We start from the raw sequence: 17,169 nt of genomic DNA on the forward strand, positions 1-17,169 counted from the left end.
TAAATTAAAGTTCCTGTACTAATAGCCAGGCTGCTTCATTAGACCTTTTAACCTCATAAAGCTTGTTAATCGCCTCTCTCCTGGTTTGATGACTGGAATACACGACCTGGTGAAGACCATATTTATTAGCACCGATGAGTCTGGCTTTGTGTCCCTCAACTTTTAGTTCATCAACCTTTTTCTGGGCATTTTCCTCAACTCTAAAAGCACCGGCAACTATGTGGTAATTTCCAGATTGCTTTTCAATTTCAAGGGTGACGGCAGGCAGAGGGTTGTCTATGACAAAAGTAGCCTGTTGTATCTGCTCCTGAAGCTGATTTTCAGCTTCCTGCTGTTCAGCGATATTATGCTTTGAAACCTGACTACTGTATATATTCAGTCCTGCAAAACTGGAAATACCAAGGGCAATAAGACCGATGGCGGCATACTTAAGAAGGGAAGATCTCCTTTTTTCAGGAGTAAATAACAGGGGAGTGGTCTCCTCTAATTCTTCAACCTGTTTTTTATAAACCTCACGTTGAACAGGAATCGCCTGATAAGAGCCTAATCCAAAAGACTGGGTTAGGAAATTGATCTCACTAAATGGTTCGAACTGAAGTTTATCTTCATTATCCAGGTAAAACTTACCAATATTTGCCAATTCTGCCTTGGCATCATTTTGCAAAGAATTCTCCAGGTCGAAAACGAATTCCTGGATCATATTATTGGCTACGTTATATTTTACAGATTCTACCTCGGCTATATAATTGGCCAGGAGACCATCGTTCTTGATCAACTGACGGTTGAATGAGATGATCTTGTTAGGAGGAAAGAACTCCTTTGAATTCTCGTCTATAAATGCTGATTGCTTTTGCGAAAGAAATGCACCAAATCCTGGTAAAACTACGCATTCATATCTGTAAAGCAGGTCCTGTATGTGGCTGGAAATATTCATTGGTCGCAAAAATATAGGTTATTGGTAGTGGGTTAAAGTTACCTAAAGAAATTTTATTAACAAATGTTTTTTTCTGTAATTTTAATCAAATTCACCTGAATGAATCCTGAAGACCTTTTATTTGCTCTGGCTTTGCAACACGTTCCAAATCTGGGAGATACAACTGCTAAAAAACTGATCAGAAAGTTTGGAACGCCTGAAAACATCTTCAGGGAAAAAACTTCAAATCTTCTCAAAATTGATGGAATTGGCCAGACCAGGATCAGGGAATTGAATCGTTTAGAACATATAAAGGCGGCAGAGGACGAGTTGAAATTTATTGAGAAGAATAAGATAGGCGTTCATTATTTTCTGGAGGAAGATTATCCTGAAAAACTCAAACATTGTATCGATGGACCAATTCTTCTGTTTTCAAAGGGGAATATCAACCTTAATAAGAAAAGAATTATAAGTGTGGTGGGAACAAGGAAGATCACTGCCCACGGGATGGAATTTTGTGAAAGATTTATAAACGATCTAGCTGTTCTCGAACCAGTGATTATCTCGGGTTTTGCTTATGGAGTTGATATTACAGCCCAAAAGGCCGCAGTTAAGAATGGGTTACAAACAATTGGATGTCTTGCCCATGGGTTAAATCAGATCTATCCTAAGACTCATAAAAAGTATATGAAAGAAATTGAGGAAAATGGTGGTTTTTTTACAGACTTCTGGAGCACTGATAGTTTTGACAGGAATAATTTTTTGAAGCGGAACCGTGTTATCGCAGGTATAAGTGAGGCTACCATTGTGATAGAAAGTGCTGAAAAAGGAGGAGCGCTGGTAACGGCCGATATTGCTAATTCTTACGATCGGGAAGTTTTTGCGGTTCCCGGAAGGCCTTCAGATAAGTATAGTCTTGGGTGTAATAACCTAATTAAAGCTCAAAAAGCTCACGTTCTTACCTCAGCGGCAGATCTGGCATATATTCTTAACTGGGAGTTAGATGAAAATCCGGAGCCTGTTCAGAAGCAATTATTCATTGAGCTGGAAGGTGATGAGGAAAAGCTTTACAGTTTTTTAAAATCCAGCGGCAAAACCGAACTGGATATGCTGGCTTTAAACTGTAATCTTCCCACCTTTAAAACGGCATCGCTACTTTTAAATATGGAATTAAAAGGAGCAATTAGACCTTTGCCCGGAAAGATGTTCGAAGTGATTTAATATCCAGATTTAGCCCTTACATTTTTCAGGACTTCATTGGCCACCTTACGGGCTTTTTCAGCGCCAACCTCTAAGGCCTTGTCTACTTCTTCCAGGTTATTAATATAATATTCATATTTCTCCCTGGCTTCAGCGAACTTTTCCTTTACAAGTTCAAAAAGTGCCTGTTTAGCATGACCGTATCCATAGTTTCCGCCTTGGTAATTTTTTCGCATTTCAGAAACCTGTTCTTGAGATCCCATTAATTTATACAGGGCAAATACATTACAGGTTTCAGGATCTTTTGGTTCTTCAAGTGGAGTGCTGTCGGTTTCGATACCCATTATTTGCTTCCTCAGTTTCTTGTCTGTCTGGAAAATATTGATGGTATTTCCTTTAGATTTACTCATCTTTTCACCATCGGTTCCCGGAACATACATAGTATCCTTTTGAACCTTTGCCTCCGGCATCACGAAAACTTCGCCCATTTTTGCATGGAACCTTGAAGCTACATCTCTTGTCATTTCGAGGTGTTGTAACTGGTCTTTCCCAACTGGAACGATCTCTGCATCATATAATAGGATATCTGCAGCCATCAGCATAGGATAACTAAAAAGTCCGCTGTTCACATCCTCCAGCCTGTCTGCCTTATCTTTAAATGAATGGGCCAGGGTTAAGCGCTGGTATGGAAAAAAACAGCTTAAATACCATGAAAGCTCAGTTACCTGGGGAATATCACTCTGGCGGTAAAAAACACTTCTTTTAATGTCCAAACCACAAGCAAGCCATGTTGCCGCTACAGAATAGGTGTTTTGCCTTAAAGTTGCCGCATCTTTGATTTGAGTTAAAGAGTGCAGGTCTGCAATAAAAATAAAGGAATCATTATCTGGCTGATTTGCCATTTCAATGGCAGGAAAAATAGCTCCTAAAAGGTTTCCCAAATGTGGGGTTCCTGTACTTTGTACTCCTGTAAGTATTCTGGACATCGACTTCTTGAATTTTGTGCAAAGGTAATTTTTTTATAGAATCCTATAGATTCATTTTACTACTTTTGGGCTATGAGTATTATCAAATCTGCAGGAATTCTTTTATGGAGAATCTGGTTCTATATATTAATGGTTGTTCCTATCTTGATAATGCTCCCATTTCTTCTGATCTTTACTTCTTCTGAAAAATTTTATCCTCAATTCTTTATATGTGCTCGTATCTGGGCCAAAGTGATCATTTATGGTATGGGATTCCGGTTGAAAGTTGAAGCCGACGAGCTCCCTGAAATCCATAAAAGTTATATGCTGGTAGCCAATCATACTTCGATGATGGATATCATGCTTATGCTGGTAGTGATTAAACAGCCTTTCGTTTTTATAGGTAAAAAGGAATTGAGTAAAATTCCAGTTTTCGGATTTTTTTATAGAAGAACCTGTATTCTGGTAGATCGTAACAGGCAAAAAAGTAGGTTAGAAGCTTTTGAAGAAGCCCAGCGTAGATTGAAACAGGAAAATAGTATTTGTATTTTTCCCGAAGGAGGAGTGCCAGACGATAGATCTATTGTTCTGGATCCTTTCAAAGATGGTGCTTTTAGATTAGCTATCGAACATCAAATCCCTATTGTACCCATCACCTTCCATGATAATAAAAAGCGTTTTTCCTATGAATTCTTTTCCGGTGGCCCGGGGAAATTAAGGGTGAAGATCCATAATTTTATCGATACAAAAGAGCTTGAATTAACTTGTAGGAAAGAATTGAAGGATCATACTTATGAAGTTATTCACCAGGAACTGGTCTCGCCTACAGTTCAATATTAAAACCTGAAATTTAATCCCGAGTAAACCCCGAAATTCACGGGTTGTACATTACTTACGCTATTAAATGTATTCAGCTGATATTTGAAAATAGGCTCTACACTTATACTGAATTTCTTATTAAGATTGTAATCCATTCCAAGGCCGATATTGGTGCTGAAACTGGTATTATTAATATTCGAAGCTTCTCCCAGGTTGGTTCTGCCTTCCTCAGAAATAAGTTCTACCCGGTTGTTGTCCAGGAATAAACTACTTCCACCTCCAATAATATTCAGGCCGAATTTTTTGTCAATAATAGCAAATTCAACTTCCACGGGTATTTCAATATAGCCGAATTGCTGGTTGAGTTCACCGGGTACGAAAATCGATGATGAAACAGAGCTGCTAAAATTCATTCCTGAAGGAAGATCACCTTCGGTAGGCGTGTTATCCCTGATGCTTAGATTCCCTGCCTCCGGGCCTATATTTTCGAACCCTGCAGCCATTGCAGATGGGGAATAGGAAATGTTTTCAATGTTGTTGCTGATATTCACCTTGCTGATACCTGTTCTTATCCTTAATTTTTTCGATACCTGATAAGCTACCTTAAAACCGTAGGAGAAGGTAACCTCGGATGATGAATTATTATTGGAAAACTGGTTAGAAAGTTCATTTCCACTTCCAATATTCCTATAAAAGATAGGTGCAGCAAAGGTGGACAGACTTAACCTACCTGTGTTCAATTCCTCTACATTTTCCTCAGCTTCTTCAGATTTCTTTTTTTCTTCTTCAACTTCCGCCAAAGCATTTTCTTCCTCAAGAATCGACTTTGTTTTCGTAGGATCGATTAATGTTTCCTTGTTTTGTACAATTTCACCGGAAGGTTTTACTTCAATTCCTTCCGGTTTAATTGCACTCTTCTCCTTTTCATAAATCGTTTCGGAAGAATCTGTGTCTTCCATTGCAAAAGCTGCATTCTTTTTCTTTTGATTGTCTGTTGAAAAGTCTTTTCTAGTTGGAGTATTGACAGATCTTGAAGAATTATTACTGCTGTTCTGTGAGTGAGCTTGGTTACTGGAATTTTCTGATGAGTAATCTTCCTTAAATTCCTGGTCTTCAAAAGCGACCCCTTCTTCAGATGTATTATTATTTATTGAATTTTCCTGATTTGGATTAATAGGTTCTTCTTTTTCAGCATTATCCTCATTTTCAAAAACAACTCCTGGTTCTGAAGGATTAGAATTGTTGTTATTAGTGAATAACAGGCTGGCGAAAACTAGAGCAATAACTGCGGCCACACCACCAAGCTTGAACCATAATGGAATAATGATTGGTTCCTTTTTATCCTTTTTATCAAGTTTCGCAGAAATATTTTCCCAAACCCTTTCATTGGGTTCTCTTTCAAAATCCTTGAATTTCTCCTGATAAATCCGGTCTATGTTCTTTTTTTCTTTCATGACGATTGAGCCGAATTTTGAATATTCTGTCCTTTTTCAATCTTCTCCTTTAAGGCCTTTCTTGCCCTCGCGAGATTAGATTTCGAAGTTCCTTCTGAAATATTGAGGAACTCCGCTATTTCCTTATGTGAGTAATCATCCATTACATATAGATTGAACACCTGCCTGTATCTGGATGGGAGACTTTGTACGCATTCGAGCAGAAAATCAACCGATAGATCCTCGGTTTCTATTTCTACTTCTTCCTGTTCTAATTGGTCTTCATTCGAGATCTCGTACACCTTTTGCTTTCTGTATTTTTGCAAACAGGTATTTATGAGTATCCTTTTCATCCAGCCTTCGAAAGATCCCTGGTCTTTGAATTGGTAGATTTTTTCAAAAATGGTTAAGAATCCATCCTGAAGATTATCTTCAGCCTGCTGATAATTATCGGAATATTTAAGGCAAACACCGAACAGCTTCGACGCATAGATGCGATAAAGCTGTTCCTGCGCTTTTCTATCCTGTTTTTTGCAGTTTTGAATAAGATGCTTGATCTTAACCAATAGTTATTTTTTTAAACCTTATCCAGCAGGTGTTATATCTGGTTCACCAACGGGTATCTCAATAGTTTCGAAAATTGGGTTGTCTGCACTATCAGTACCTGTCCAAAGTTTAAAAATAAAAACTTCATCTTCTGAAACATTTTCACTTACAATGAAATTTCTAATCATTCCAGACTGAATCAAATTGAGATCCTCTGAAGTACAATCGGTTAAATCCAGATCTCTGGAAGTTAGAGCGTAAATAAAGATCTCCTGGGAAGTTTCATCTTCACGGCCACCATCAAAACCGAAGAACGTATGGCAGGTGCTAGGTAACCTGTAAGTTAAACTAATATCATAACTTTTCCCTGGCTCGAAATATGCCGGAAACTCCGAATTAATAATTGAGGCCAATCCATATTCAATGTTTGGTGAATCATCCTCTGTAGAACAACTTGTTAAAAACAGCCCTAGCAAGGCAAATAACATTAACTTTTTCATTTTTCTTTTATTTGTTTTCTACTTCATAGATGAATAAAAACTGAAAAGGTTGCGTTGAGATCAAAAAAAATCCCCTTTCGGGGATGTTTTTTTATTCTTTAGCAATTTTGATCGCGTTTTTGATCTTTTCTTCCAGTTCCTCCATAAGGTCCGGATTGTCTTTTAATAAGGTTTTAACCGCATCACGGCCCTGGCCTAATTTAGTGTCTTCATAGCTAAACCACGAACCGCTTTTCTTTACGATCTCATAATCCACTCCTATATCGATGATCTCTCCGATCTTGGAAACTCCCTCTCCATACATGATATCGAATTCGGCAGTTTTAAAAGGTGGGGCTACTTTATTTTTCACCACTTTAACCCTGGTCTTATTACCCATTACGTTGTTAGAGCTATCCTTGATCTGGGTAGATCTTCTAATATCTAACCTAACTGATGCGTAGAATTTAAGGGCGTTACCACCAGTAGTGGTTTCAGGGTTTCCAAACATAACCCCGATCTTTTCCCTTAACTGATTAATGAAAATCACCGTACAGTTGGTTTTACTTATAGAAGAAGTAAGTTTTCTTAGAGCTTGCGACATTAATCTTGCGTGAAGTCCCATTTTGGAATCTCCCATTTCTCCTTCGATCTCACTTTTTGGAGTTAAAGCAGCTACCGAGTCAATTACGATTATATCAATAGCGCCAGATCTAATAAGATTATCGGCGATTTCAAGAGCCTGCTCCCCGTTATCTGGCTGTGAAATGATTAGGTTATCAATATCTACATCCAGTTTTTCAGCATAGAACCTATCAAAAGCATGTTCTGCATCAATAAAAGCAGCAATTCCTCCTTTTTTCTGAGCTTCAGCTATAGCATGAAGGGTTAGGGTGGTTTTACCGGAAGATTCAGGACCATAGATCTCAATCACTCGTCCTCTTGGATAACCTCCCACGCCAAGTGCAAGGTCAAGACCCAGGGAACCAGTGGAAATAGAATCTACATCAACTACCACCTGGTCGCTCATCTTCATAACCGTACCTTTTCCGTAGGTTTTGTCCATCTTATCGAGGGTGAGCTTAAGTGCCTTTAACTTCGCTTCTTTTTCTTTATCGTTGCTCATGAATGTGTTTTATAAATGTATAAATAAGGTGTGCTAAAATAAGACAAGTTTTTTTGCAATACAATAAAATTTAGGGGTAAAATATGGAAATATTCCAAATATTTGGAATATTGTTTTTCGAGGCCAGGGTTTATGGTCTATTTATGGAAAAATGTATCTTTGCCAAAATTTTCTTTAACACTTAAATATTAGTATAGCATGCAACTGTACAATAAATTGAGCGCTAAAGAAAGAGAAGCCCTTTTAGAAGAAGCCGGCGAAGACAGGCTTACGCTCTCTTTCTATGCTTATGCGAAGATCGGAAATCCCGAATTATTCAGAAATCATTTATTTATTGCCTGGGACCAGATGGAGGTTCTTGGTAGAATTTATGTAGCCAACGAAGGTATAAATGCCCAGCTTTCGGTACCGGCAAATCGATTTAATGAATTCAAGGCATTTCTTGATGGGATCTATTTTCTAGAAAGTGTTCGCCTGAATATTGCTATAGAGCACGATATAAAATCTTTCCTTAAACTAAAAGTGAAAGTTAGAAATAAGATCGTTGCTGATGGATTGAACGATGAGACCTTTGATGTGACCAATAAAGGCGTACACGTAGATGCCTCTAAATTCAATGAATTGATAAATGATCCAAATACGGTTCTTGTAGATATGAGAAATCATTACGAGAGCGAAATTGGTCATTTTCAGGGAGCAATTACTCCAGATGTGGATACCTTTCGTGACTCATTACCTATCATCGAAGAAGATCTGAAAGAGCATAAAGAAGACAAGAACCTGGTGATGTATTGTACCGGGGGAATCCGTTGTGAAAAAGCCAGTGCTTACTATAAGCATCGTGGATTTAAGAACGTTTATCAGCTTGAAGGAGGAATTATTGAATATACCCGCCAGGTGGAGAAGCAGAAGCTTGAAAATAAATTTATTGGTAAGAACTTTGTTTTTGATCATCGTAGAGCCGAAAGAATTTCAGAAGATGTGATCGCTCATTGTCACCAGTGTGGCAAGCCTTGTGATACTCACGTAAACTGTGCGAATGAAGCATGTCATTTACTATTCATTCAATGTGAAGAATGCGCTGAAAAAATGAATAATTGCTGTTCAGATGACTGCAAGGAGATCGCGGCATTGCCATATGAGGAACAAAAAGCCCTGCGAAAAGGCAAGGGCGCGAGCAATAAGATCTTTAAAAAAGGAAGATCTGAGGTTCTGAAATTTAAGCAATAGGTTTTTTTCTAAAATGGTGGAGCCAATTAATATTGGTATATTTACTGTTGAAATTTTTTATGAACCTCAAGGAGGTGCTTTCTAAGAGTGCATAGGCTTTAGCTTAGCCGTTGAAGATGAAGAAGATTCTGCAATTATTACCCTTGTGGTAGGACAGAATGATGTTAATATGATGCGCCTGGAAGTAACTTCCTCAATAGATATAATATATGGCTTGCAGCAGTTGCTCGACCGGGAAAGACGGTCAGCCGAAAGGATGTAAGAACAATGGAACTTGTGGAACCGACGGATGTAATAAACTTACCGTTTTCGATTGGCTCTCTAACATGTCTCTTCCGGGAGGTGTAGAACCCTTCGATTTCGTGGAAGTCCGTTTTAAAAACGGCCGCAAACATTTCTTCAAGAATACTGAAAATCTAAGTCTTAGCATTGGAGACGTGGTGGCTACAGAGGCTAGTCCGGGTCACGATGTAGGGATGGTGAGTCTTACCGGGGAACTGGTAAGAGTTCAGATGAAAAAGAAAAAGGAAGATCCAAATTCAGGAGAAGTACTTAAGATTTACCGGAAAGCCTCACAAAAAGATATCGATGTGTGGCAGGAGGCCAGGGATAGGGAAGCAAAGATTCAGCAACGATCCAGGCAGATTGCCATCAGGCTAAATCTGAGTATGAAGATCAGCGATGTAGAGTTTCAGGGAGATGGATCTAAAGCCACCTTCTATTATACTGCTGAAGACAGGGTAGATTTCCGACAATTGATCAAGGAATTCGCAAGGGAATTCAATACACGTATCGAGATGCGCCAGATAGGTCTTCGCCAGGAAGCCGCGAGGCTTGGTGGAATTGGTTCCTGCGGAAGAGAACTTTGCTGTTCTACATGGCTTACAGATTTTAGATCGGTAAGTACTTCTGCAGCTAGGTATCAGCAGTTATCATTGAATCCTCAGAAACTTGCCGGGCAGTGTGGTAAACTAAAGTGCTGTTTAAACTACGAATTGGATACTTATCTCGAAGCTTTAAAATCTTTTCCAAAAACCGACGTTAAACTAAAGACCAAGAAAGGAACGGCAGTATGTCAGAAAATTGATATTTTCAAGGGGCTTCTTTGGTATGCTTATGAAGGAGAATGGATGAATTGGCACAAGCTCACACCAGAGCAGGCCAACAAGATCATAGCCAAGAATAAAAAGAATGAAAGCGTTGGAAGTCTTGAAGAATATGAAGTTGAATTGCAGCTGGAGGAAAATGATTCTAAAGGATTTAATAATGCCGTTGGTGAAGATAGTTTAACACGTTTTGATAAACCTAAACAGCAGCGGAAGAGAAGGAATAAAAAAAGAAAAAAACGTAAAGGAAATTCTTCAAGATCTAAAAATGCGTAGTGCTTTTTTCTTTTCCCTTTTGGCTTCAGCAATCCTGGCATTTTCATCTTGTGATCGTAATAGAGTCTTTGATGAATACGAGTCTTTAAATGGCTGGCATAAGGATTCTGTAGTGACTTTCGAGCTTGAGAATATAGACTCTTCAAAGGTTTACGATCTATTCTTAAACGTTAGGAATAACAAGGATTATAAATACAGTAACCTGTTCCTGATAACGGAGATAAAATTCCCGCAAGGAAAAGTGATTAGTGATACATTAGAATACGAAATGACCAAACCCAATGGAGAATGGCTCGGCACGGGTTTTGGTGACGTGAAAGAAAGCAAGCTCTGGTATAAAGAGAATGTAAAATTCGAGGAGTCTGGTAAATACAGAGTAACCATTCAACAGGCAATGCGTAAGAATGGTGAAGTAAATGGAATTGAGGAATTGGAAGGTATTACCGATGTAGGCTTCCGAATAGAAAATAGCGATAATTAATTTTTGTGATATAAATGGCCCGCACAACAAAAAAATCAAAAAAACCTGCTCATAGCAATCGAAAATATATAGTTGGTTTCTGGACTCTTTTCGGAATAGGCATTCTTGTTGCCGTGATCATATTTTTACTGGCCGGTTGGGGAGCATTTGGGAAAATGCCAACCTTTGAGGAACTTGAAAACCCTGAAACCAACCTTGCTACCGAGATATTTTCTGCAGATGGAGAGACTCTTGGTAAATATTATAGTGAAAACAGGACCCCGATCAAATATGAAGATCTTCCAGATCATTTGGTACAGGCTTTAGTGGCAACAGAGGATGAAAGGTTTTATCAGCATGCCGGGATCGACGCCAAAGGAACCGTTCGTGCTGCCGTATTTTTAGGAACTCGTGGAGGCGCCAGTACAATTACCCAGCAGCTGGCAAAGCAGTTGTTTACTGAAGATGTGGCTCAGAATAATATTCAGCGTGTATTTCAAAAGGTGAAGGAGTGGGTGATCTCCACCAGGCTAGAACGCCAGTACACTAAGGAAGAGATCATTACCATGTACTTCAATAAGTATGATTTTGTATACCAGGCGGTTGGTATACGTTCAGCTTCAAAAATATATTTTGATAAAGAACCAAGGGAACTGAAGATCGAGGAATCTGCCGTATTGGTAGGAATGCTTAAAAATTCGGCTTTATACAACCCAATGAGAAGACCGGAACTGGTTAAATCCAGAAGAAATCAGGTTTTCGAGCAGATGAATCGTAATGGTTTTATTTCAGAAACCGAAATGGATTCTCTTCAGAAATTACCAATGAAGATCGAGTTCACCCCGGAAGGGCACGACGAGGGAATGGCCACTTATTTCAGAGCTTATTTACAAGGATTCATGAAAGACTGGATTGATAAAAATCCGAAACCTGACGGAAGTGAATACAGTCTTTACCGCGACGGATTAAAGATCTATACCAGTATTGATTCGAAAATGCAGGAATATGCTGAAGAAGCTGTGACCAAACATATCTCGCATCTCCAGAAGGAATTTGATCGCCAGAATGAAAATAATCCAACTGCACCTTTCAGGGATATCGATAATAGTGAGAAAGAAAGCCTGGTAGAAAGTGCCATGAAAAGATCCGAAAGATGGAGAAAAATGAAAGATGAGGGTAAATCTGAAAAAGAGATAAGGGAATCCTTTACCAAGGAAGCCGAAATGAGAGTATTTAGCTGGAATGGAACGATAGATACAGTGATGACTCCTCATGACTCCATTTTATATTATAAATCATTCTTACAGGCAGGGATGATGTCTATGGTTCCTCAAACCGGAGAGGTGAAAGCATGGGTTGGTGGTACCAATTTTAAACATTTTAAGTATGATCACGTGAAGCAAGGGAAGAGACAGGTAGGATCTACCTTTAAACCTTTCGTTTATGCCACGGCTATAGATCAGCTTAAGTTCTCACCTTGTGATACATTACCAAAATCAAGATTTACAATAGAAGCTGGTAAGCATGGAAATCAAAATGACTGGTCTCCAAAAAATGCGGGAGCCAATGATCCAAAAGATTATGAAGGGATGGTATCTTTAAAAGATGCCCTGGCCCAATCTATAAATACTGTTACAGCTAGATTAATAGATAAGACCGGACCTAAGCCAGTAATAAATCTTGTTGAAAAACTTGGTGTGGATGTATCCAATATTCCTGAAGTACCATCAATCGCTTTAGGAACGCCAGATATCAGTCTTTTCGAGATGGTATCAGCTTTTAGCACCTTTGCAAATCAAGGCGTTTATGTAAAGCCTATTATCGTGAACAGGATCGAAGATAAGAATGGAACAGTTCTATATCAGCATGTTCCTGAAACCAGGGACGTACTTAGTAAAGAAGCTGCTTATGTTACTGTTAATCTTCTGGAGGGTGTTACCCAATCTGGTTCAGGAGTAAGGCTTAGAGGAACATGGGCTAAGGGACGTAAAGATTATGAAAGAGCAGTTACAGGTTATCCTTATGATTTCAAAAACCCGATTGCCGGTAAAACTGGAACTACACAAAACCAGAGTGACGGGTGGTTCATTGGAATGGTACCAGATCTTGCCACTGGGGTTTGGGTTGGTGCCGAGGACAGATCAGTCCATTTCCCAGGAATTACCTACGGGCAGGGGGCTACTATGGCCCTGCCAATCTGGGGAATGTATATGAAAGACGTTTATGCCAACGAAGACCTTAAGGTGTCTAAAGAGGCCTTTGAAAGGCCTGAAAATTTGAGTATCCAGGTGAATTGTCACGAATATGGTGCTGCCAGAAAAACTGATAATTCTGTTCCTGATGAACTTGATTTTTAATTATTTCTCAATAAAATAAAAGGTTTTCTTTAATAAATTAAGGAAGTCGGCAAATAGCATTGTAACCACATTTTTATTTTCGTATTTTCGGTTAAAATTCTGAAAAAATGATCATAAAAACAGTTGATAACGTACAGGAAGCTGTTGATGGGGTTAAGGACGGAATGACGTTCATGCTTGGTGGTTTCGGTTTATGCGGAATCCCGGAGAATGCGATTTCTGAACTTGTTCGTCTCAATGTAAAAAACCTTACCTGTATTTCTAATAATGCCGGGGTAGACGACTTTGGTTTAGGACAATTACTTCACAAAAAACAGATCGATAAAATGGTTTCTTCCTATGTGGGGGAAAATGCCATTTTTGAAAAACAAATGCTTAGCGGTGAGCTTGAAGTAGAGCTTATTCCGCAGGGAACTCTAGCTGCCAGATGCCAGGCCGCTCAACAGGGTTTTCCTGCTATCTATACACCAGCTGGTTACGGTACTGAAGTTTCCCTTGGAAAAGAAACCCGTGATTTTGATGGAAAAATGTATGTACTTGAAAAAGCGTTTAAGGCCGATTTTGCCTTTGTTAAAGCCTGGAAAGGTGATAAGGCCGGTAACTTGATCTTTAAAGGAACTGCCAGGAATTTTAATCCGGTAATGTGCGGTTCTGCAAAAATCACTGTTGCTGAGGTTGAGGAACTCGTTGAACCTGGGGAATTAGATCCTAACCAGATCCATATTCCGGGAATCTTTGTACAGCGAATATTCCAGGGTAAGGATTACGAGAAAAGAATTGAGCAGAGAACGGTTCGTTCTAAATAAACCAATTAATAAATGAATCAATTAATCAATGGAATCTAGAAAGAATATTGTTCTGGAGAAATCCATTGATTTTTCACTGGAGCTCATAAATTTCTGTGAAGCCCTGAAAAGTGAAAAGAAATATGTGATTGCAGACCAGCTTTTACGTTCAGGTACAATTATAGGTGCAAATGTTCATGAGGCTCAAAATTCAGAGAGTAAATTGGATTTTATCCATAAAATCAAAATAGCTTTAAAGGAACTTGAGGAAACTAAGTACTGGATGACCCTTTGCGAGAAATCGAAAAGTTATCCTTTTGAAAATAGCTTAAAATTAAAGCTTGACGAACTAGGATTGATACTTTATAAAATTGTGAGTACCAGCAAAAATAACCTGAAGAAATAATTGATTCATTGCTTCATTATTAAATTGAAAAATTATGCTAGATAAAAACGGAATAGCACAGCGAATAGCAAAAGAAGTTAAGGATGGGTATTATGTGAACCTGGGAATTGGAATACCTACCCTGGTGGCCAATTTTGTACGTGATGATATCGAGGTGGAATTTCAAAGTGAGAACGGTATCCTTGGAATGGGACCCTTTCCTTTTGAAGGAGAAGAAGATGCCGACCTTATTAATGCCGGGAAGCAAACCATTACAGCCTTACCGGGAGCTAGCTTCTTTGACTCCGCTACCAGCTTTGGAATGATTAGAGGGCAGCATGTAGACCTAACTATATTAGGAGCCATGGAAGTTGCTGAAAACGGTGATATCGCCAACTGGAAAATTCCTGGGAAGATGGTAAAAGGAATGGGTGGAGCGATGGATCTTGTGGCTTCGGCAGAGAATATTATTGTAGCTATGATGCATACCAATAAGGCTGGTGCCTCGAAACTTCTTAAGAAATGTTCCCTGCCTTTAACTGGGGTTGGCTGTGTTACAAAGATTGTTACCAACCTGGCGGTTATCGAGGTGACCGATGATGGTTTCAAACTACTTGAAAGGGCACCGGGAGTTAGTGTAGAGGAAATCGAAAAAGCTACAGAAGGAAAACTTATAGTAGAAGGTGATATTCCTGAAATGAAATTAGGTTAAAAAGAAGCCGGGTCTCGAGATCCGGCTTTTTTTATTTAGGCAAAAGAGGTAGAGTTCTCCTGAATATCTATAAGAAACTCGATAGCATCTTCCTGGGTGATAAGCTGCCCTCTAGAATTGGCCTGTGAAAAATAACGGTACCAGCCCACATTTTCCAGGTTTGATTCAAGCACCTTCACTTCCTCTATAGAAGGCATTTTCCAAACGGTCATGTACCTGTAATCACTTCGGTAAGGAGTGAATTCGTCATTTCTGGCCCAACCCAGGTTCTCAACACCACTTGCCTTCATATTATTAATTCGTTGGTGCATATTTTTCATCAGACTTTTTCTTTCTTCCTTGCTTAATTTCATCCATTTAGTGGTGACGTTCCACATTTCGATATATAAATACATAATTTTAATATTTTGATTTTCAATAAATTAAAGTTAAACATTTATATACTGGAATGCTAGCCTGAATAGTTCGAATTCGAAAGCTTTTTAAGTTTTTAGACTGAAACTATTTCTGTTTCGCTTAGCAGTGGCTCCTGTCTAAGTCGTAAAAGAACCTGTGCTATCGCAATAACGTCTCTTTCGCAGTATTCAACGATCCTGTCTATTTCACCATTTTCATAATAGACTTCTCTAACCATAGAGCCATCTATATCTTCTTTAGGTGAAGGGATACCAAGCACATGGGTGAGTAATTTTAGCGAAGTATAATGTTTATAATCGCCGAATTTCCATAATTCGAGAGTGTCCAGATGAGGGACTTCCCAGGGCTTTTTACCGAACAGATCTAATTTTGAAGGTAGGCGAAGATTGTGAATAAGCATCCTTCTGGCGATATAAGGAAAGTCGAATTCCTTACCATTATGGGCGCAAAGTAAATGATAGGGCTGAAAGAAATATTCATCCAACAAATTGGTAAAATCTTTTAGTATTTTTTCTTCTTCTCCTTTAAAACTGGTAACTCGAAATTTTCTGCTGCCGCTTTTGAAATTGAAAAACCCTGCAGAGATACAAACGATCTTGCCAAATTCACTCCAGATACCCGCCCTTTCATAAAACTCTTCAGCCGTAAATTCGTCTTTCCTTTGGTACTTAGATTTTTCTTCCCAGAGGATTTTCTTGTCGTCGCTCAATTCAGAATAATTCCTGAATTCGGGCACAGTTTCAATATCCAGAAAAAGAATATTTTCCAGGTTTAATTTATGAAGCATGATTCAACATTTTGTAAGTCTCATCAATATACATATAAAAATCCTGGTAGTGTTTATCGTCTTTTTCCTTTCGAATTAATTTTCGACCAAGTCTAATAATCACCAGTTCATCTTCAGGAATCATTATAACGTACTGGCCTAAAATACCTCTCATGTAGAAAATTTCCTTATCCCTATGATCACTTAGCCAGAACCCGTATCCGTAATAGGGAGTCTTTTCGAATCGTGGATTTGTAGCCTTAGCGATATATGCTGAATCCAGGATCTGTTGATTGTTCCATTTTCCGTAATTGATGAATAATTTGCCAAATTTGGCAAAATTACGGGCATTGCTGGAAATACAGCAGTAGGCCTTTGCCATTTCAGATTCTTCGCTGTCTATTTGCCATAGAGCGTCATCGTTCATCCCTAAAGATTTCCAGAAGCTATCACTTAGGTAATTGCTAAGGCTTTTTCCAGTTGCTTTTTCAATTACCATTCCCAGTAACTGGGTATTCCCGCTTAGGTATTTAAATTCTTCGCCTGGCTTTTCGATAACCTTTAATTCAAGCACCTGTTCCCTTATATCATCACCAAAATAGGCCCTTGCAGTGGAAGCAAAAGGATTATAATAATTTTCGTTCCAGTTAAGGCCCGATGCCATAGAAGAAAGGTCGCCCACACTTAGCCTGGGATCAAAACCTGGAAAAAAGTCGGCTACAGGCTGATTGATGTTTTCGATAAATCCATCCTGTATCGCTTTAAATAGAAGGGCTGATACTATGCTTTTTGCCATCGAAAATGAATTTGTTTTCGACCTCTCGTCATAATCGTTGTAATATTTTTCGAACCAAATACTGTCATTCTTGATAATGAGAAAAGCTGCTGTTTCCAGCTCCTTGTTCAGGCTGTCCAGTTTTGATGTCGCCTTAACCAGATTATATTCTTCATCTAAGGGCCATTCCTGGACTTTATCAGCATTTTGAATAACATGGTTGTTGAAATATGAATAGTCGTCTATAAAGGCTGTTTTGTGGCCCGTAAAGTATGTAGTGGAAATTCCTTTAAAGATATATCCGTATCCAAAGATGTAAAGGATGAGTGAAGCAAAAAGTAAAACCCCGGCAATTAATAGAATTGCCCTGAAAAGCTTTTTCATTTATCTCAATTTTATCGATTTGTCCCTTATTCTGA

18 protein-coding genes are annotated in these 17,169 nt (G+C 38.8%); 9 read left to right on the forward strand and 9 right to left on the reverse strand.

Annotated features, from left to right (window positions below):
• Nucleotides 1–4: 4 nt before the first annotated feature.
• Complete coding sequence (locus ML462_RS05040; RefSeq protein WP_240712658.1) at nt 5–934, reverse strand: HU domain-containing protein; 930 nt, start codon at nt 932–934, stop codon at nt 5–7.
• 99 nt (nt 935–1,033) lie between these two features.
• Here ML462_RS05040 and dprA point away from each other — a divergent pair, with 99 nt between their 5' ends.
• Nucleotides 1,034–2,134, forward strand: coding sequence for a DNA-processing protein DprA (dprA, locus tag ML462_RS05045; RefSeq protein ID WP_240712659.1), 1,101 nt, complete (start codon nt 1,034–1,036; stop codon nt 2,132–2,134).
• On the opposite strand, the gene trpS is transcribed toward dprA, so the two are convergent.
• On the reverse strand, nt 2,131–3,099 hold the full coding sequence (trpS, locus tag ML462_RS05050) for a tryptophan--tRNA ligase (RefSeq protein WP_240712660.1): 969 nt from the start codon (nt 3,097–3,099) through the stop codon (nt 2,131–2,133). The genes dprA and trpS overlap by 4 nt on opposite strands.
• A 72-nt stretch (nt 3,100–3,171) precedes the next feature.
• On the opposite strand from trpS, the gene ML462_RS05055 reads away from it, so the two are divergent.
• Nucleotides 3,172–3,918, forward strand: coding sequence for a lysophospholipid acyltransferase family protein (locus ML462_RS05055; protein ID WP_240712661.1), 747 nt, complete (start codon nt 3,172–3,174; stop codon nt 3,916–3,918).
• On the opposite strand, the gene ML462_RS05060 is transcribed toward ML462_RS05055, so the two are convergent.
• From ML462_RS05060 to recA, 4 genes are all read right to left on the reverse strand, one after another.
• Nucleotides 3,915–5,351, reverse strand: coding sequence for a hypothetical protein (locus tag ML462_RS05060; RefSeq protein ID WP_240712662.1), 1,437 nt, complete (start codon nt 5,349–5,351; stop codon nt 3,915–3,917). The two genes, ML462_RS05055 and ML462_RS05060, sit on opposite strands and share 4 nt — an antisense overlap.
• Nucleotides 5,348–5,896, reverse strand: a complete 549-nt coding sequence (locus tag ML462_RS05065; protein WP_240712663.1) for an RNA polymerase sigma factor — start codon at nt 5,894–5,896, stop codon at nt 5,348–5,350. The genes ML462_RS05060 and ML462_RS05065 overlap by 4 nt, the downstream gene beginning before the upstream one ends.
• 18 nt (nt 5,897–5,914) lie before the next feature.
• Nucleotides 5,915–6,376 (reverse strand): hypothetical protein, encoded by a 462-nt coding sequence (locus tag ML462_RS05070; RefSeq protein WP_240712664.1) that lies wholly within the window; start codon nt 6,374–6,376, stop codon nt 5,915–5,917.
• Nucleotides 6,377–6,467: 91 nt separating this feature from the next.
• Entirely contained in the window at nt 6,468–7,481 is a 1,014-nt protein-coding gene (gene recA / locus ML462_RS05075) for a recombinase RecA (RefSeq protein ID WP_240712665.1), read from the reverse strand.
• A gap of 198 nt (nt 7,482–7,679) precedes the next feature.
• Between recA and trhO the strand changes: the two genes are divergently transcribed.
• The 7 genes from trhO to ML462_RS05110 all read left to right on the forward strand — a co-directional run bounded on the left by trhO (nt 7,680) and on the right by ML462_RS05110 (nt 14,792).
• Nucleotides 7,680–8,711, forward strand: a complete 1,032-nt coding sequence (gene trhO, locus ML462_RS05080) for an oxygen-dependent tRNA uridine(34) hydroxylase TrhO (RefSeq protein WP_240712666.1) — start codon at nt 7,680–7,682, stop codon at nt 8,709–8,711.
• Nucleotides 8,712–8,920: 209 nt separating this feature from the next.
• Nucleotides 8,921–10,093 (forward strand): PSP1 domain-containing protein, encoded by a 1,173-nt coding sequence (locus ML462_RS05085; RefSeq protein WP_240712667.1) that lies wholly within the window; start codon nt 8,921–8,923, stop codon nt 10,091–10,093.
• Nucleotides 10,086–10,574 (forward strand): gliding motility lipoprotein GldH, encoded by a 489-nt coding sequence (locus ML462_RS05090; RefSeq protein ID WP_240712668.1) that lies wholly within the window; start codon nt 10,086–10,088, stop codon nt 10,572–10,574. The genes ML462_RS05085 and ML462_RS05090 overlap by 8 nt, the downstream gene beginning before the upstream one ends.
• Nucleotides 10,575–10,588: 14 nt before the next feature.
• Entirely contained in the window at nt 10,589–12,910 is a 2,322-nt protein-coding gene (locus tag ML462_RS05095) for a penicillin-binding protein 1A (protein WP_240712669.1), read from the forward strand.
• Between the two features lie 107 nt (nt 12,911–13,017).
• A complete protein-coding gene (locus ML462_RS05100; RefSeq protein ID WP_240712670.1) occupies nt 13,018–13,716 on the forward strand; it encodes a CoA transferase subunit A in 699 nt (232 codons plus the stop codon).
• Nucleotides 13,717–13,744: 28 nt separating this feature from the next.
• Nucleotides 13,745–14,101: a four helix bundle protein gene (locus tag ML462_RS05105; RefSeq protein WP_240712671.1), complete on the forward strand. Its 357-nt coding sequence runs from the start codon at nt 13,745–13,747 to the stop codon at nt 14,099–14,101.
• Nucleotides 14,102–14,135: 34 nt separating this feature from the next.
• A complete protein-coding gene (locus tag ML462_RS05110; protein ID WP_240712672.1) occupies nt 14,136–14,792 on the forward strand; it encodes a CoA transferase subunit B in 657 nt (218 codons plus the stop codon).
• A 35-nt stretch (nt 14,793–14,827) separates the two neighbouring features.
• Here ML462_RS05110 and ML462_RS05115 read toward each other — a convergent pair whose 3' ends face one another.
• The 3 genes from ML462_RS05115 to ML462_RS05125 form a co-directional block, all read right to left on the reverse strand.
• Nucleotides 14,828–15,187 (reverse strand): DUF6616 family protein, encoded by a 360-nt coding sequence (locus ML462_RS05115; RefSeq protein WP_240712673.1) that lies wholly within the window; start codon nt 15,185–15,187, stop codon nt 14,828–14,830.
• A 95-nt stretch (nt 15,188–15,282) separates the two neighbouring features.
• Nucleotides 15,283–15,996, reverse strand: coding sequence for a 3'-5' exonuclease (locus ML462_RS05120; protein WP_240712674.1), 714 nt, complete (start codon nt 15,994–15,996; stop codon nt 15,283–15,285).
• Nucleotides 15,986–17,134: a serine hydrolase domain-containing protein gene (locus ML462_RS05125; RefSeq protein ID WP_240712675.1), complete on the reverse strand. Its 1,149-nt coding sequence runs from the start codon at nt 17,132–17,134 to the stop codon at nt 15,986–15,988. Before ML462_RS05125 ends, ML462_RS05120 begins: the two co-directional genes overlap by 11 nt.
• Nucleotides 17,135–17,169: the final 35 nt, after the last annotated feature.

This window comes from Christiangramia lutea, from assembly GCF_022489035.1.
Classification (GTDB): Bacteria; Bacteroidota; Bacteroidia; order Flavobacteriales; family Flavobacteriaceae; genus Christiangramia; species Christiangramia lutea.

Excerpts from the sequence above, each read along its gene's own strand:
- ML462_RS05040 (WP_240712658.1), bottom strand. The coding sequence starts at position 934 with ATGAATATTTCCAGCCACATACAGGACCTGCTTTACAGATATGAATGC.
- dprA (WP_240712659.1), top strand. The coding sequence starts at position 1,034 with ATGAATCCTGAAGACCTTTTATTTGCTCTGGCTTTGCAACACGTTCCA.
- trpS (WP_240712660.1), bottom strand. The coding sequence starts at position 3,099 with ATGTCCAGAATACTTACAGGAGTACAAAGTACAGGAACCCCACATTTG.
- ML462_RS05055 (WP_240712661.1), top strand. The coding sequence starts at position 3,172 with ATGAGTATTATCAAATCTGCAGGAATTCTTTTATGGAGAATCTGGTTC.
- ML462_RS05060 (WP_240712662.1), bottom strand. The coding sequence starts at position 5,351 with ATGAAAGAAAAAAAGAACATAGACCGGATTTATCAGGAGAAATTCAAG.
- ML462_RS05070 (WP_240712664.1), bottom strand. The coding sequence starts at position 6,376 with ATGAAAAAGTTAATGTTATTTGCCTTGCTAGGGCTGTTTTTAACAAGT.
- recA (WP_240712665.1), bottom strand. The coding sequence starts at position 7,481 with ATGAGCAACGATAAAGAAAAAGAAGCGAAGTTAAAGGCACTTAAGCTC.
- trhO (WP_240712666.1), top strand. The coding sequence starts at position 7,680 with ATGCAACTGTACAATAAATTGAGCGCTAAAGAAAGAGAAGCCCTTTTA.
- ML462_RS05085 (WP_240712667.1), top strand. The coding sequence starts at position 8,921 with ATGGCTTGCAGCAGTTGCTCGACCGGGAAAGACGGTCAGCCGAAAGGA.
- ML462_RS05090 (WP_240712668.1), top strand. The coding sequence starts at position 10,086 with ATGCGTAGTGCTTTTTTCTTTTCCCTTTTGGCTTCAGCAATCCTGGCA.
- ML462_RS05095 (WP_240712669.1), top strand. The coding sequence starts at position 10,589 with ATGGCCCGCACAACAAAAAAATCAAAAAAACCTGCTCATAGCAATCGA.
- ML462_RS05100 (WP_240712670.1), top strand. The coding sequence starts at position 13,018 with ATGATCATAAAAACAGTTGATAACGTACAGGAAGCTGTTGATGGGGTT.
- ML462_RS05105 (WP_240712671.1), top strand. The coding sequence starts at position 13,745 with ATGGAATCTAGAAAGAATATTGTTCTGGAGAAATCCATTGATTTTTCA.
- ML462_RS05110 (WP_240712672.1), top strand. The coding sequence starts at position 14,136 with ATGCTAGATAAAAACGGAATAGCACAGCGAATAGCAAAAGAAGTTAAG.
- ML462_RS05115 (WP_240712673.1), bottom strand. The coding sequence starts at position 15,187 with ATGTATTTATATATCGAAATGTGGAACGTCACCACTAAATGGATGAAA.
- ML462_RS05120 (WP_240712674.1), bottom strand. The coding sequence starts at position 15,996 with ATGCTTCATAAATTAAACCTGGAAAATATTCTTTTTCTGGATATTGAA.
- ML462_RS05125 (WP_240712675.1), bottom strand. The coding sequence starts at position 17,134 with ATGAAAAAGCTTTTCAGGGCAATTCTATTAATTGCCGGGGTTTTACTT.